General features: G+C 58.5%; 13 protein-coding genes and 1 pseudogene. 7 read left to right on the forward strand and 7 right to left on the reverse strand.

The genetic code is table 11. The annotated features are described in order from the left end of the window. The first annotated feature begins 702 nt into the window (after window positions 1-702). The 3 genes from NKI05_RS27985 (at window position 703) to NKI05_RS27995 (ending at window position 5,616) form a co-directional block, all read left to right on the forward strand. Window positions 703-2,007, forward strand: a complete 1,305-nt coding sequence (locus tag NKI05_RS27985) for a lysine N(6)-hydroxylase/L-ornithine N(5)-oxygenase family protein (protein ID WP_352793719.1) — start codon at window positions 703-705, stop codon at window positions 2,005-2,007. 500 nt (window positions 2,008-2,507) lie between these two features. Continuing rightward, window positions 2,508-3,287: a phytanoyl-CoA dioxygenase family protein gene (locus tag NKI05_RS27990; protein ID WP_352793773.1), complete on the forward strand. Its 780-nt coding sequence runs from the start codon at window positions 2,508-2,510 to the stop codon at window positions 3,285-3,287. A 325-nt stretch (window positions 3,288-3,612) separates the two neighbouring features. Continuing rightward, the gene (locus tag NKI05_RS27995) at window positions 3,613-5,616 is read left to right on the forward strand and encodes a class I tRNA ligase family protein (RefSeq protein WP_352793721.1); all 2,004 of its coding nucleotides are present in this window, start codon (window positions 3,613-3,615) and stop codon (window positions 5,614-5,616) included. Window positions 5,617-5,971: 355 nt separating this feature from the next. Here NKI05_RS27995 and NKI05_RS28000 read toward each other — a convergent pair whose 3' ends face one another. The 5 genes from NKI05_RS28000 to NKI05_RS28020 all read right to left on the reverse strand — a co-directional run bounded on the left by NKI05_RS28000 (window position 5,972) and on the right by NKI05_RS28020 (window position 9,478). Continuing rightward, window positions 5,972-7,429: an NAD-dependent succinate-semialdehyde dehydrogenase gene (locus NKI05_RS28000; RefSeq protein ID WP_352793723.1), complete on the reverse strand. Its 1,458-nt coding sequence runs from the start codon at window positions 7,427-7,429 to the stop codon at window positions 5,972-5,974. A gap of 98 nt (window positions 7,430-7,527) precedes the next feature. Continuing rightward, window positions 7,528-7,923: an insulinase family protein gene (locus NKI05_RS28005; RefSeq protein WP_352793725.1), complete on the reverse strand. Its 396-nt coding sequence runs from the start codon at window positions 7,921-7,923 to the stop codon at window positions 7,528-7,530. A 25-nt stretch (window positions 7,924-7,948) separates the two neighbouring features. After that, window positions 7,949-8,179: a hypothetical protein gene (locus tag NKI05_RS28010; RefSeq protein WP_352793727.1), complete on the reverse strand. Its 231-nt coding sequence runs from the start codon at window positions 8,177-8,179 to the stop codon at window positions 7,949-7,951. A gap of 155 nt (window positions 8,180-8,334) precedes the next feature. Next, complete coding sequence (locus tag NKI05_RS28015) at window positions 8,335-8,526, reverse strand: hypothetical protein (RefSeq protein WP_352793729.1); 192 nt, start codon at window positions 8,524-8,526, stop codon at window positions 8,335-8,337. Window positions 8,527-9,259: 733 nt separating this feature from the next. After that, the gene (locus NKI05_RS28020; protein WP_352793731.1) at window positions 9,260-9,478 is read right to left on the reverse strand and encodes a hypothetical protein; all 219 of its coding nucleotides are present in this window, start codon (window positions 9,476-9,478) and stop codon (window positions 9,260-9,262) included. Window positions 9,479-9,821: 343 nt separating this feature from the next. Here NKI05_RS28020 and NKI05_RS28025 point away from each other — a divergent pair, with 343 nt between their 5' ends. Beyond that, the gene (locus tag NKI05_RS28025) at window positions 9,822-10,034 is read left to right on the forward strand and encodes a cold-shock protein (protein ID WP_023671852.1); all 213 of its coding nucleotides are present in this window, start codon (window positions 9,822-9,824) and stop codon (window positions 10,032-10,034) included. A 226-nt stretch (window positions 10,035-10,260) separates the two neighbouring features. Here the strand turns inward: NKI05_RS28025 and NKI05_RS28030 are convergent, their stop codons facing one another. Next, window positions 10,261-10,734, reverse strand: coding sequence for a Ros/MucR family transcriptional regulator (locus NKI05_RS28030; protein WP_023693512.1), 474 nt, complete (start codon window positions 10,732-10,734; stop codon window positions 10,261-10,263). A gap of 399 nt (window positions 10,735-11,133) precedes the next feature. Here NKI05_RS28030 and NKI05_RS28035 point away from each other — a divergent pair. Together NKI05_RS28035 and NKI05_RS28040 are read left to right on the forward strand one after the other, a co-directional pair. Then, window positions 11,134-11,738 (forward strand): annotated as a pseudogene (locus tag NKI05_RS28035) (transposase); the annotation flags it as partial. Window positions 11,739-11,898: 160 nt separating this feature from the next. Further along, window positions 11,899-12,903, forward strand: a complete 1,005-nt coding sequence (locus NKI05_RS28040) for a glycosyltransferase family 10 domain-containing protein (RefSeq protein ID WP_352793736.1) — start codon at window positions 11,899-11,901, stop codon at window positions 12,901-12,903. Window positions 12,904-13,040: 137 nt separating this feature from the next. Here NKI05_RS28040 and NKI05_RS28045 read toward each other — a convergent pair whose 3' ends face one another. Beyond that, window positions 13,041-13,394, reverse strand: coding sequence for a hypothetical protein (locus NKI05_RS28045; RefSeq protein WP_352793739.1), 354 nt, complete (start codon window positions 13,392-13,394; stop codon window positions 13,041-13,043). 940 nt (window positions 13,395-14,334) lie between these two features. Between NKI05_RS28045 and NKI05_RS28050 the strand changes: the two genes are divergently transcribed. Next, window positions 14,335-15,393, forward strand: a complete 1,059-nt coding sequence (locus NKI05_RS28050) for a cytochrome-c peroxidase (RefSeq protein ID WP_352793741.1) — start codon at window positions 14,335-14,337, stop codon at window positions 15,391-15,393. Window positions 15,394-15,809: the final 416 nt, after the last annotated feature.

Raw genomic sequence — 15,809 nt, forward strand, 5'->3', positions numbered from 1 at the left:
GCAGCTCTTGCTATTGCTGAGCTCGGCACATCGTGATCTGTCCGACAGAGACGCAGGGTTCTGCACTGTCCGTTCATGAAGACTGTGCTGGTCCCCGTAAGAGAAGTATTCTGATGCAGAGGGTGCCCGATTAGCTATTCGGAAAAAGGCGACATCCGAAGTGCAAATCGGGCGCCGCCCTGAAGCGTCCCCCTCAATGTCGGATTTCGGACAGGATCGTAAATCCGCCAACCCGTTGTTTAATATAGTTTCCTTCTCTGGCATGGCCCATGCATGGGACTCTGCGAATGCATCAGCGAGACGTTGTCCATGATCATGCGCACCGAAAATGCCGTCGCCGTAGTGAACACCGCGCTCTCGCCTGCCATCAAGTCGCCGAAAGGACGGCGCGTCATGGTCGGGCCGGCGATTGGGCCGGCTTCAAACACCTTAATGGGCCTGCAAAGCGTCTCGCGTGACGGCCACGCGGGTATCCAGACGAACGGAAAGGCATACGTCGTTGCCCACGTCGCCGGCCTGACCCCTCGATTTACCGCGCCGGAATGCTCCGGTCCACATTCGACGACGCGAACGCGCTGGACAAATTCTCGCAAACCCGGTCGGGACCGGTGCTCCGAACGTCCGCGAGGGGGGGGCCAGTGGCTGCGGCCGATATTCGCCGCGAACAAGCAGCCTAGTGGGAAGACTCTATAGGAGGAAGCAGTGGAGTTATCTTGCGTTGGGATCGGTGCTGGCCCGTCCAATTTGAGCCTTGCGTGTCAGCTACACGAGCAAGTCGGGAAAGGGGCGGTGTTCCTGGATCGGCAGGCCGACTTCCGCTGGCATTCAGGCAGTGCATTCGATTCCTCGGAGCTCCAGGTCAGCCACTTCAAGGACCTGATCACTCTAGTGAATCCGCGATCAGCCTACACTTTCGTAAACTTCCTGCACGAAAAGGGGCGTCTGTATCACTTCCTGAACGCACAGTTCGAAGCCGTGCTCAGAGTGGAGTTCGAACAATACCTGAACTGGGTCTTCCACAGGAACCCACTTGTGCTTGGCGGCGAGACAGTGCGCGAAATCCGCTTTGACGGCGAGTTTCGGGTGCGGACGGATAAGGCGGTTCTCTGCGCCAGAGACGTCGTGGTCGGCATTGGCAAGCAGGCGCAAATTCCGCCTCAGTTCCAGGGCTGGGCTGGACGCAACCTGTTCCACTCATCTGTTTTACTGCACATCCACCCTGAGGTGCGGAGAAAGCATGTCTGCGTGGTCGGCGGAGGACAATCGGGAGCCGAGGTGATGTTGCATCTTATCGGCCTGCCGAAAGAACGGCGGCCTGCCTCGATCACTTGGGTCTCGCAGCGCGAAAACTACCTGCCTCTGGACAACAGCCCGTTCACAAACGAGTTGTTCATGCCCTGCTTTTCGGATCGTTTCGCGGCGATGAGCGAGTCGCAGCGTAAGCTGCTCCTGCGGCGTTTCGTGCTTGCCTCGGACGGCATTTCAGAAAGCACGTTGCGCGCGATCTATCAGGCGCTCTACCGCCACTCATTTTTCGAGCCAAACCGATCCGACATCACACTGCGGCCGGGCTGCACCGTCTCGCATTGCATGAACGCCGGCGCGGGTCACAGGCTGACCCTGCAGCACGGCATGGTCGAGGTCGAAGAAATCACGGCTGACATCGTCATCCTGGCCACCGGTTACGAGAACGCGATGCCAGACTTCTTGGAACCTATCGCGCACCGGCTGGAGCATATCGACAATGAATTAGCTATTCGCGACGATTTTTCGGTGAGCTGGGACGGACCGCGTGACAGACGCATCTTCGTACAAAACGCGAGCCTCGGGCAGCGCGGCCTGGCCGATCCGAACCTAAGTCTGCTGGCCTGGCGCGCGCGCCGCATCCTCGATAGCCTTCTTGGGCGCGCGCCATGCGCGAACCCCGAGCATCCTGGCTTCATTAGCCATACCTCGATCGAGAGCTGGCCCGCCCCCGTAGCCGAAGAAATGGGCAGCGGGATATGACTCGTAAACTTCTGATCATCGGCGGTGGTATCCTGGGAACGTTGTCCGCCTCCGCTGCGGCGAGGGCCGGAGGCTTCTCCGAAATCATCGTGACGGAGCAAGTTCTTGGACCAAGCGGCGCATCGCATTATTCTGCGGGCGTGCATTTCCCCTACGGTTGCCAAGACCGTACCAGGTCGCTCACACGAAAGAGCGCCGTGGTCTTGGCGGCCATGGCTGGGTCGGCGGTCAGCGGATGGTGCAGGCCTTTAGCGATGCTTGTAGCGGCTAGACCGGGTGAACCGATTGATCCGGCCCAGTTTACCGAAGCCCTGGACCCGGTTGAGCATGACATAGGCAGTCTCGCGCCGAGCTTCTGCGGAAAAAATCCGTCGGAGCGGAACGCACTTAGCATCGCCGTCCCACATGCATGGGACCGTTTCCGTGGACCGCAACTTGCCAGCGCCCGACTGCCCTATTGGGGTCCGACCAACCAGTCTTTCCAACAGGAGGCTTTTCGCATGCTGACTGATACACAAAGAGACAAGTGGCAGAAAGACGGATACGTCAGGCTCGAAAGCTTCTTTGCGCCAGCGGCTCAGGAAGATATCTCTAATTTTGTCGAAGATGTGTCACGCTGGGATGTCAGCGATGATAAATGGCTCATGTGGTTCGAGAAGACGACGGACAATCGAAAGATCATATCCAAGATCGAGAATTTTCTCGACTTGCATGACCCATTGCGTCGTTTGCTATTAGAAGATCAGCGCATAAAGTCAGCGGTCGAAGATTTGCTTGGCGAAGATTCGCGCAGGCTCAAGGAGTTGCTTATTTTCCACTACCCCGACAGCGGCGGCTATCTCCCGCATCAGGACATTTATCACATTCCACACAAGCTCCCCGACCGGATGGTCCATGCGGTGGTTGCCATAGGCATCGACGATTCCGACCCGGAAAACGGCGGGCTTTTCTTCAGCCCCGGCAACCACAAAAAGGGGGTCTTTCCCATGGATGCCGGTGGGGTGATCTATCCTCAAGTCGCCGAAACGTTCTCCTGGGAACCCGTAGTATGGAAGGCTGGCGACATCTTCATCTTCGACGATTACGCACCGCACTACTCACGACCGAACAAAAGCAATCGTTCTCGGCGGACACTCTACTTGGTGTTCCAGCGTGCCTCAACCGGTGGGCCGACCCGCGCTGAATATAACGTGCTTAAGCGCGCCCTTAACCCGCCCGAGGGCAAAGTGGCCGATCTCAACAATCTCAAGCCCCCAAATGGCATCTTCTATCGCGATTGAGCTCACGCAGCCAGGCGGAAGCATGCACACGAAACTGATCGACCGCTCAAACAATGCGCGCACGGTATGGCGGTCTGATTTGCGGGCTCGCGGAGCATCGGACGCTTTGGCACGTGGATTGTGGAGGTGGTCGCAGGCGGTCTTCTGTGTGCCTACAGCCCGACTAGCGCCCCCCCTTGGTCGCCCGCCTGCCGGCCCAGAGCTGCACTATCCTCGCCGGGCCGCAAACGGGTCGGGCTGCCGTTTCTCTCCATGAAGTGCACTTGAGGCTGTTCGTTGGCAGCCGAAGGTCCGTCCCACTCTTCAACAGCTTAGGTTCGTTGTCATGCGCAAATACACCTTTTCTCGAACGGAGCTGTCGCGGGCGTTCGGTATCGACACGGCCACGCTTGGAACGGGCAGCGCTCGCACGGGGTTTTCGTTCGGAAAGGTTGGACCCGGGGTCACATCCGAGCCCCACCGGCACGACGAAATCGAGGCCTTCGTGGTCCTGTCCGGTGCGGGCAAGGTCACCACCGACCTTGGGGAAATCTCGGTCGAGGCCGGCGACGTCGTTCTGTTCCATCCTTTTGAAGCGCATGTGCTGCGCAACGACGGGAACAAAGACCTGGATTTCGTCGATGTCTACTGGCGAGACGGCGAGGCCGCCCTTGATGCCGCTGCAAAGACCACGGCTCCACGCGGGCCGACCTTCGTCTTCTCCGCGCCGCCAACGCCAAATGGCGATCTGCATCTGGGGCATCTTTCTGGCCCCTATTTCGGCGCCGACGTCTATACCCGCTTCCTGCGCATGAAAGGAGTCGAGGCGTATCACCTGACCGGAAGCGACGATTACCAGAGCTACGTCGCGACACGCGCCGCTACCGATCAATGGACGCCTGCAAACGTGGCGCGCTACTACTCCGACGAGATTCGCGCCACGCTTGCAGTTCTCGATTGTGACGTCCACAGCTTCCAAGCCACAATGGGCGATGACGGTTACCGCGAATTTCAAGCCGCGTGTTTCCGAACTCTTCTGAGCAGCACGGCGGTAGATCTGCGCCAGAGCCCTGCGCTTTTCGATGCTGTGACAGGCCACTATCTTTATGAGCCGGATGTTAGAGGCCTCTGCCCCGCTTGCGGCGGCTCCGCCGCCGGCAACATCTGCGAGGAATGCGGCGCCCCAAACCTTTGCCACGACCTGGGTGCAGCGCGGTCACGGCAGTCTGCCGAAGCGCCGCTGGTCGGCTCCCTCCGCCGTCCGGAACTTGTCCTGGACCGCTGCTACGACAATATCGACCGGCATCTAAGGGCATCAGGCGTTCCGCTACGCATCTTGGATCTCTTCGCGCGCCTACGCCAACGCGGCGAATTTTCATTACCCATTACCCACCCCTCGGACTGGGGCCTGCCGGCCGAGGGGTTCCCGGGGCAAGTGATCTGGGTGTGGCCGGAGATGGCATTCGGTTTTCTGTACAACATCCAGGCGCTCGGCCGCTCGATGGGTCGCGACTGGAAGGCGGAGATGCCCGGCAACGACTGGCAGATTGTCCATTTCTTCGGCTTCGACAATTCGTTCTACCACGCGCTACTCTACCCCGCTCTTTACGCCGAGGTCTTCTCCCACTGGACCCCACACATTCGCTATCACGTCAACGAGTTCTACCTGCTCGACGGCAAGAAGTTCTCAACCAGCTGCCGCCATGCGGTCTGGGGCAAGGACGTTCTGAGCCCAAAGACAGTCGACGTCGTGCGCCTCCATTTGGGCCTGACACGCCCGGAAGGGGAGCGGACGGATTTCACGCTGGACGCGCTGCGCCGCACCGAGAACGAGGTGTTCCAAAGCATCTGGCTGAACTGGCTTGGGGCGTTGAACCAGGAAATCAAGCACGATTTTGCCGGCCGTGTACCCGATGCAGGCGACTGGAGCCCGGTCGACCGCGCCTTCTTTGCTCGCATAGAGATCTATCGCGCTGCGATGGAGCGGGCATATTCGGACGAAGGCTTCTCGGTCCGGCGCGCGGCCACTCAGGTCTGCGAATTCGTGCGCGATTGCGTGATCTACCGTGGGGCGCAAGACTTTGCGGCGGCGCGACGTTTCTATCCCGCCCGCAATCGGACTTCGCTAGCCCTTCAGACGACGGCCGGTGCGATCCTGGCACCGACACTCGCTCCGTTAATGCCCCGGTTCGCCAGAACGCTGGCGCGAGGCATCGATGGCGTCTCAACCGAAACATGGCCCCGGTCCGTCCAGCGCCTTGCACCCGGGACGCGCTTTGATCTCAGACCCGTGTTGGTGTTCTACGCCAAGTCCGGCAATCCTCATCTCGATGAGGAGGAAGCACTATGAGCCCAAAGGTGCACCAGTGAGCTGTCCCAATCTCGACCAGATTTGCGCGGCAACCAAAGCCGACCATGCCAAATATGCTGTCACTGGGGCGACCGAAGCCGCTATCAAACAGTAGAGACCAGATTAGCGGACCTGAACCAGCGCGTCGTCGACAACCCTGGCCCGCGCCTTCGAGGACCGCTCGGCCGCCGAAATGCAGACGCTTGTCGCGGGAGAGATAGATCCCTAAATTATTAGGGTACTCCTCGGGATTGCGTGTTTGCTCGGGTATGGACCGCCCTAATTGAGGAGCGATTCTACAATTCACATGTTTGGGAATCGCTCGCTAGGTACCCCGCCCGTGCAAGCCGATGCTTCAGATGCCGCCCATGCAGAGATATTTCATTTCGAGGTAATCCTCGAGCCCATAGCGGGATCCCTCCCGCCCGATGCCGGACTGTTTTATCCCACCGAACGGCGCCGCTTCCGAAGACATCCGGCCGGTATTTACCCCCACCATTCCGTATTCCAAGGCCTCGGCGACACGCCAGACACGCTTCAGGTTGGAGGCATAAAAATAGGCCGCGAGGCCGTAGATCGTTTCATTGGCATCACGCACCACCTGATCCGCATCTTTGAAGCGAATAATCGGTGCGAGCGGCCCGAATGTCTCTTCTCGCGCGACGGTCATCTCGCTGGTGACACCGGTCAGGACCGTTGGTTGGAAAAACGTGCCATTCGTGCCGATGCGTTTGCCCCCGCATCGAATCGCGCCGCCTTTAGCTACGGCATCGGCAATATGGGATTCAATCTTGGCCAAAGCCTTCTTGTCGATGAGGGGTCCTATGTCCACTCCGCGCGCAAAACCGTCACCAACTTGAAGTTGGCGAGCCCGTTCAACGAATTTCTCGACGAACTCGTCGTGAACGCCCGACTGGACGTAAAGGCGGTTCGCTGAAACGCAGGTCTGGCCGGCATTGCGGTACTTCGCCTGGATCGCACCGTCAACCGCGGCATCGATATCGGCGTCATCGAAGACGATGAAAGGTGCATTGCCGCCGAGCTCTAGGCTGACTTTTTTGATCTGGGCCGAGCACTGGCGCATGAGTAGGCGCCCGATCTCAGTAGACCCCGTGAAGCTGATCTTGCGGACCTTGGGATTTGTGCAAAGTTCGCGGCCGACCGCGTCAGCTTCGGATGCGTAGATCAGGTTGACGACGCCTTCGGGAAAGCCTGCCTGATGGGCGAGGGCGAACATTGCTCCAGCCACGAGCGGCGTCTGTTCAGCGGGCTTGAGGACGATCGTGCAGCCCGCCGCCAAGGCTGGGGAGATTTTGCGCGCCACCATCGAGGCCGGGAAATTCCATGGCGTTATCGTGCCGACGACCCCGATGGGCTGCTTGATCACCAACATTCGGCGGTCGGCCGATGGTGCGGAGATCGTCTCGCCATAGACCCGATTTGCCTCCTCGGCATACCATTGCAGATACGCCGCAGCATGCGATATCTCCGATTTGGCTTCCGCAAGCGGCTTGCCCATCTCCGCAGTGAGAATTGCAGCGAGATCGTCGGCGTGGTCGATGATCAACTGATGCCATCGCCATAGAACGTCGCTGCGCTCACGTGCGGTAAACCCTGCCCATCCAGGCTGCGCGACATAGGCCTTGTCGATCGCAGCGCATGTCTCCTCGACACCCATATCGGGTAGCTCTGCCAGCACTTCGCCGGTCGACGGGTTGAGAACCTCAAATGTCCGCTCGCCCATCCGCGTGCCAAGTGCCGGCAGGCGATCGATGGGTCCAAACAGGTCAGGGGATCGCAGGTGATGGATCATCGGCGGGCACAGGGGCAATACCGGATTCCTCCTCAACGCAGCAGGTGTATATAGTCGGTGGGGTGTGTATTCCGGACGTAAAGGTGCCTTAGAGGGCCTCAGCCATACAGCGCAGACCACGGTACCCAAGTGGGAGGGAGAATATCTGAATTCGCTGCAAGACGCCTAGCGGTTCTACTAGTTGGGCTCGACGGTCGGTTGCGCGGTGGCAGGTCCGGCCCGCGCGCAACCTTTCCATAGGTCTTCGCTGCCAGCGCCTTCACCGTCTCAGGCTCTGCGTCGCCGGCCACCACCAGCACGGCGTTGCTGGGTATCCGTTGGAGATCGTGAATGCGTCGGTGGCGTTCAGCTTCTCCATGTCCTGCCTCCAGCCGTTGGCCGGAATGCGGTAGGGCTGATTGGCCGCAACGTCGCGTTGACCTTCCCGTCCAGCAGTTCGTCTCTGTGCGGCAACGGCGCTCCTTCAGGATCGCGTTTCGCTCGCTCTCGATCATGGTCGTTTAGCGGCCTCGAAGCCCATCATCTCGCCCAAAGCGATTTATAGGCGGTGAGGGCGGTATTATAGCCGCTGACTGAGACGGCTCCGTCGAACTCGCTGTCGGCGCGGTTGGGCGTCGCCCTAAACATCAGACGCTCGAGGGAAGGGGCAAGTTCGGTGTTGCCCGGTGGCTCGTCGGCGCTGCGGACCTTGTGCCAGCTCATATGAGTGACGATTTGCGCGGGGTCATGTCGACCGTTCCATGCCATCATCGAGCAGGAAATCCGTAATCTTGCCGCCATCGGTGGCGGCCAGAGCCGGAGCGGTCGTCGCCAAGGCCAGGGCGGTGGCAGTGAATGCCTTGCGCAGCCAGGGGCGATCGATGGCTCCGGTTGGAAAGGCAAGTTTCGAGGCAGTGATTTGTTCCTCATTTTCCTGAACGGGCTGCGTCTTCGATCCCCGTGGGAGGATCGGCGGGCAGGCCGAGCCAGATGATCATGCGGCCAAGGCTCACTCGAGCCCCATCTTGGGATGAGCCCAGGAGACCGGCGGCGGTGTTCTTGGGGGGATGGTCATTGGAGAGACTTTCCTTGATCCGCGACGCCTTGCGGACGACCATGCATGCACCGTGCCAGATCAGAAAACATTCGAGGCATGTGGACAAGTCAGTCTGACATGTTGTGCATCCGACATTGTGGGCCATCGAACAGGGCTGAAGGCGACGCGAGCACGGCTGAGAATATCTTCTTCATTGGAAGACGATTGGGCGCGCTGCTGGGGAAGGGGGACAGGATGCGCTTCGAAGGCCGCTGCACCGACGGTCAGAATTGAAATGTTGTCGCTCCAGCGGACCGATGTCCTCGACAGTCAGACCGGGGGTGCTGAAGGGTAGAGGCGTGAGCAGCGTAGCTAAGTGGGCGCGGACCCAGCTCGCGCGCGAAGACGTACCTGAAAAAAAACGGCGGGTGGCGACATTCGCGAGGCGCTGGAAAACGAGGTCGTAGGACTGGGCGGGAAAAACGATGCCGTTGCTGTCTTCTGGCGTGATGGCCTGCCGCGAGGCGGTTGAACAGTGATGAGTTGCTGCGGAAAGGGGAGTTTTTTCGCGGGACCTTGGTCAACGTAAGAAACAAACGTCGAGCTCGCCTTGGATGGGGGCATGCAGCACATTTGCCGCTGCAGGACAGCAGCACGGAAGCTGTCCGCGCTTGCCGTCGTCCATGGGAACCAAACAGCAGAATTTAGCGGTCGCGATTGATTTCATGTGCATAAAATACCGCCTGGTGCGCTCGGCTGCAAATGCACCCTGGCGAGTGGTCGCTTAGGTCAAGAGCATCGCGTGAGTAACAGCCTTACCTGATGCGCGCTAACCGCCTCGCCGGATTGTGGAACTGCTCGCGGGTGGCTTCTACCACAAACAGCAAGGTCATGAAATCAAGCAGGAAGTCGTCAATCGCTTGGGCGATTGTTTCTGACTTGCCCTTGAACTGATCCAGCAAAACGCGCGCGCTATCGATCGCTTCCACGCTGGTCGCATCGATCAACCCCTCGACCCTCTTGAAACAATCCAACTCGAAACTCCTTAAGGCGCTCCCAAGGTGTTATGCACGAAGGCAGCTCCGTGAACTACCCGGCCTTTTGACCTGGCGGCACGAGCAGCGGTCGGCCTTACGTCCCGCGCCTCCAAACACGAGCCATCGACGTGGGCTGAGGAGCGTTGGAAGAAATTGGGCGCTTCCGGCCACGCTCGAGCGGTAGTATAGGACAGTGCTTGCTGGCGGCTACGCCCACAATGGAGTGCGCCAGCTGATCGGGGCTTAACAATTTTTCGCTTTTTGCTGCGCCCAACTCTCGGCTATGACTCGGACAGGCCTAATGGCCGCCCACGTGCATTATAGAAGAAGGAACAAGTATATGACGACTGGAACGGTAAAGTGGTTCAACAGCACCAAGGGGTTTGGATTTATCCAGCCCGACAATGGCGGTCCGGATGTTTTCGTCCACATTTCCGCTGTCGAACGCGCGGGCCTCTCGACCCTCGCTGACGGCCAGAAGATCAACTATGAGATCGAGCAGGACCGCCGCACTGGCAAGTCCTCAGCTGGCAGCCTGAGCAAAGCTGGTTGAAATTTTCTCCTGCGAAGTCGCAAGAGTGGGCGTGTAGGCCCGGAAGTGCTCACTGCCGCTCGATAGGGACGAGCAAAAAGTGAGGGCAGCAGATTGCTGCATGGGTCGCGAATTCCTCATGAAACAAGTTGTTGGAAAGGAAGGCGGGGTTGGCCCGCCTTTTTTATGCGACGCCCAGATTTAGCCGACGGCTGCAACGCTGCAGAAGGAATTTCAATTGCCGCAATCAAGCCGCGACCTTCTTGCGAGTTCGCTTCGTCGGCACCGGCGCTTCCGGCTCTCTCGGCGCTTTCGGTTTGCGGCCGAGCCCCATCGTTTTCGCCAGTGACGAACGCTTCGCGGCGTAGTTCGGCGCCACCATGGGATAATCCACCGGCAGGCCCCATTTGGCCCGATATTCACCCGGCGTCAGCCCATAGTGGGTCGACAGATGGCGCTTTAAAGATTTGAATTTCTTCCCGTCTTCAAGGGAGATGATGTAGTCCGGTGTCACCGACTTCCTGATCGGGACTGCAGGCGTAAGGGCAACCGGCTCTTGTGCAGAGATACCTCCGGCCGTCGCTCTCAGAGCCGCATGCACTTGGCCGATGAGGGCAGGGAGATCCCCCACCGGGATCGGATTGTTGGACACGTAGGCCGACACGACATCGGCGGCAAGCTCAATGAGGGTGTCGACGTTTTTTCCGGCTTCTTCTGTCATGAAACTCTCCAGGCGGTGAAACATAGTCAGCGAAGCGTCGCTTCATAGGGCCGGTTGCCGCTGAAAGCAACAATGTCTCTGACTGCGTTATTGCCAATGCTCGTCCAGAAGCGACATCGATGCACCATATTTCGCGGCGTGACCGCTGAGCCACTCGATGTTGGCGACCCTGCCGAGGTGCGTGGCGCGTGCCGCTCTAACTTAGCGCCGAAGTCGCTAGTAGCCTCGAGGCTAAGCGCGCTGTTTTTGTCTCGCTTTGCTTCTTTGGAATGTGAAATCGAGCGATAGTAATCGCTTGCTGGTGGCGTCAGGCACGATGGAACAAACGTTCATTGGCAATGGCCAAAGTGATGTAAGTTCATCGCCCGGTGAGCCGCTCTTGCAAGGGGGCTGGGAACCGCCGCTGATAAACCAAGGACATCAATGTATTTCGAGGCGTTTCTTAGCCGGTCCTGGAGAGACGGCAATCGCTGCGGACGACACCTGTTCCACGATATCAAACAGCGCGGCGACACGGGCAGCTTCTCGAATCTCGAGCGGCTTCTCGCAAGCTGGCGCCGCGCCAAGAGGCCGGGCAAGGACAGTGCGTCGCCTGCTTCAATCATACGCATCAACCAGCCAGCGACGCTGTCCCACACGGAATCCCACGACCGGCCGTGTGATCTCGCCGGTAGTCGCCGAGGCCCTCTGCACGAAGCCTCGGGATGTGCTGACGATCAACAGGCCAAGAAGGTCGACGTCCTGAAGCAGGGATCACATGAGTTTGCCACGATGCGCAGGCTTGCCATGCGCTTCCGCGGCATTTTGCGGTGCCTGTGAATTCGGCAAGCTCGACACTTCGATCGACGTGGCGTCAACTCCGGGCTCGTCGCCATCACGCGTTTCGGTCTAGTCCTACGCCGTGACGTTGACGCCGTTCGCGCCATTGAACTACCGTGGAGCAACGGCCAGGCGGAAGGGCTGATCAACCGCCTGAAGACGATCAAACGTACCATGTAAGCTGAGCGGGCTGCGAACTCCTTAGGGCACGCATGCTGCCACTCAGCCGGCCTGATCACCACACAAAACGAGGAAGAACCTAGTCAAGTGCAAAGGGACAATTGCCTCGACAGCGGGTCCCGGAAGGTTTATGCTGCCCAATGTTACCGCAATCCGGAATGGCGATTGAGTACCTTCACGAGTGAAGGGAGTGGAACTGCTTTGTCGGCCAAATTGTTGACGGAACGCCCGGCGCCCATTGTTGCTACATGTCTAGATTCTTGGGGCGTTTTGGATGATGCAATCCACCATCTCACTCCAAAGGGCAGTGGAATCTGGAACAATGTCGCTTTTGTACGCACGACATCCTTCGTGCCCGATTGGCATATTGTCTTTAACTCTGCTTCTCTTTTTGGGCTCCCTGTTGATATCGAGGCGAGCCCAAACAGGACAATTTTTGCAATCGGTGAACCGCCGACGAAAGCTCATCGCGCATTTCATGAAGGGCAGGGGAAAAATACTATCGTCCTGACGTCTGACGCAGAGCTGGCTGCTCGGAAGAATGCAGAGCGTCGATTCGTTTTGTCTCCACCGATCACTCGGTCCTGGTCTGTAAACAAGACATATGACCAACTTCTGGTCAGCGAAGTCGTGGACAAGCCGCTTCGGCTCTCATGGATTACCAGTAACATCGCCCTGCTTAAAGGACATCGATATCGGCTGGCGTTTCTGGAACGGCTGAGAAAGGAGCTCGACTTTGACCTGTTCGGCCGAGGTTTTCGGCTGATTGGAGATAAATGGAACGCACTCGCACCTTACCGTTACAGTATAGCGTTCGAGAATACTCGTGCTGATTACTATTTTACAGAGAAGCTTATGGACTGCTTCGTTGCTGAAACAATGCCGATCTATTATGGCAGCCCGGCAATCACGAGGTTCTTCCCTTCGGACTCTATGGTTCTGATTGACCCAGAGGACAAGAACGTAATCCAAAAAATTCAAGAAATCATCAACTCGGACCTCTGGAAGGAACGTCGCGGCGCAATAAGAGAGGCGAAGCGGTTGGTCCTCGAGAAATACAATACGTTTGCTTACCTCGCGGGCTTCATCGAAAGCGTTCAGGATAAACCCTTACCGCCCGAAATTATACACATCGATTCGCCTGAGGTCGATTTTGGAATAGACGAATGAAGTACTCCAACGCTCGCTTCGCGTGCCCGGCGGTTGGTGGTCTGGCGAGATCGGTGCGGAGCGCTCGGCGGAGAATGCCTGCTGCGCAGACGGGCCGGCACGGGCGCACAAGGTCATGCGCCCCCGGCTGCCGCTGATCAGACGAACTGGGGAAGGCCAGGAACGGAATTGAGGACCTCGTCCACGAGTTCGTCGCCGGCATGTTCCTTGGTGAAGGCGATCGTCTCGTTGGCGAGGGCGGCGATCTTTGCCATGCTGAGACCCTCACCCATCAATTGCTGGCCGAGCCCCATAAGGCCGCCACCCTCTGGGTCGTCGCCATGATACTTCGCTACTAATTCCGAAGCTCCCGGAATGGCCTCGATCATGCGGGCAACGGGACCGTCGGCCGCGTGGCTTTGCAGGAAACCCAGCATTAACCCAACGGCCTTCTCTGCGAGAGCCGGGCCGATGCCGGCACCAGTGGCGATGCGCGGTAAGAATTCTTCCATGCAGGGTCTCTCTCTCTTTAGACGGGGCCGGTCCGGCGCCCAGCGCCCTTGGCCGAACCAAATTGAATTCCACAAAAATAGGCCGAGCGGAAGTGCTATTGCGCGTAAAACCGCCTCTGTCAACGCAAGCTGCGTCGGACGTGCGTGTTTCGCAAACCGAAGATCATTCCAATCACTTCATTACGCATTGGCAACCGCACAGTTTGCGGTGGCTCGCTTATGGGCCAATGCCCGCCCCCATCAAATGATGACGACAACTTGGTCATCGCCTAGGATCTGTGGATCAAGGTGTGAGGCAGTTACAGCGGGTGGACCTGCTCAAGCGCCGCGCCGTCGACACAAGGGCTAGATTGGCGATACTGCGCGTGTTGGCCATGTCTTTCCTCGCGTGATGGGATGTTCGTAGAAGCGGAGCTATATGCCGGTGTGACGACCGATAAGGCGGACCGGCTATTCCGACAGGGCATCCATACTGTCGCATAGACCGTCGCTGCTTAGGTATTGAAACCGCCATCGCTGGTGACATCACAATGTGCAGTCGGCGGGTGTCGATAAGGCCGATTCACGCAATCAGCAGGTCAGGAGGAACGAATGAACCCTGAGGTTTCAGAAGCTCACTTTTCGCAAGGCGTGCAGCGCACATCGTGCAAGAGATTGCCAGTCTTGCGGATGCTATCGACTTTCTCAACGATGGCGGGAAGATCGCATTGACCGAATCTACGAAGCCCCCCTCAGGGCGTGCTTTGATGCCGGTTGCCGAGCAGGGATATTCCTCCTCCCTGAAGTCCAATCGAGAAGAGCGATCACTTCCAAGAGGGTCCCAGCTCAGCCGGGAAAACAGGTGTCAGACCCCGGTCCTCTCCCTCAGTTGATCTAGCTCAGGGCGTTCATGAGCCGCAGATCGCATAGTGGCTGCGTGCACGACGCAGGAAGACCATTTATGAAAATCCTATTCAGTACGATGATGGCTGTCACCTTGCTGGCACCCACCGCCTTTGCTGCGGATTCGATCCCCACCGACCTCAGAGATACGGCATTGGCCACCTTCAGGGCTTTGCCATCCACCATGCCGACAGTCGCCAACAACCCGATCACCCCGGAAAAGATCGCGCTCGGCAAGGCACTATTCTTCGATCCACGCGTATCGGCGTCAGGCGTCTTGTCGTGCAATTCGTGCCACAACCTGGCCACCGGCGGCGACGACAATCACGAAACCTCGATCGGCCATGGTTGGCAGAAGGGACAGCGCAACGCGCCGACCGTACTGAATGCTGTCTTCAACATCGCTCAGTTCTGGGATGGTCGTGCCGCAGACCTGAAGGCTCAGGCGAAGGGACCGGTCCAAGCCGGCATCGAAATGGCCAATACACCGGGCCAAGTCATCGCCACGCTCAAGTCCATGCCGCAATATGTCGAGTGGTTCGATGCAGCTTTTCCGGCTGAAGCGGATCGGGTCACCTTCGACAACTTCGCCAAGGCAATCGAAGCCTTCGAGGCGACACTGGTCACGCCGGCCCCCTTCGACAGCTTCCTGAATGGTGATGAGGTTGCGATGACTTCCGAACAGAAACAGGGCCTGGCGCTTTTCATGGACAAAGGCTGCTCGTCCTGCCATGCCGGCATCAACGTTGGTGGGGAAGCCTATTACCCATTCGGCCTTGTGGAACAGCCCAGCGCCGAGGTCCTGCCGGACAAAGACAAGGGCCGATTTGCGGTCACCAATGCAGCTGACGATTCCTATGTTTTCCGCGTGGCGCCGCTGCGCAACGTTGCACTCACGGCGCCATACTTTCATTCGGGCAAGGTTTGGGATCTGAAACAGGCCGTCGCCATCATGGGGACCACCCAGCTTGGTGTGGTACTGGCGGACGAAGAAGTCGACCTGCTTGTTGCCTTTCTCAACTCGCTGACCGGAGAGGCGCCCGACGTCGCCTATCCCATCCTACCCTCAGAAACGGCGACAACGCCCCGGCCTGTAACGCAGATCTCAGGAAAATAAGGGCCAGCTGGCTGCGGACGTCGCAATCCAAAATGAGTGCGACTTTTACTTGGGCGACACGGAACTGCGACGTCCATCTCCGAATTGGCGGGACGCTAGCGATACCCGAAACCTGCCACCGCGCCGTAGTCTGCGCGAATCAAGTGGAGGCGGACAGACGCAGCACCATATATTGTGGCCGCCTGAGCGAAGGCGCCAAGCAGTCTACTTTAAGAAACGACGCGTGTACGATTTGTTCGAGGCGCGGGGCCCTGTATGTTCCCAAGAACCAATATTATAGCGTGGTGCCACATTTAGATTTCTGCGGGATTAGGACAAGTGCCGAAGGAAAATTGCACATTTTCGCCGGTGCTTATTTCCAAGAGTGTGCCGGTTTGGCATATTCACGGCCGACATGCGCCAGCCGGTAGCTCACC

Origin of the sequence: Mesorhizobium sp. M0771 (genome assembly GCF_040320155.1) — a bacterium.
In the GTDB taxonomy this organism is placed as follows: Bacteria; Pseudomonadota; Alphaproteobacteria; order Rhizobiales; family Rhizobiaceae; genus Mesorhizobium.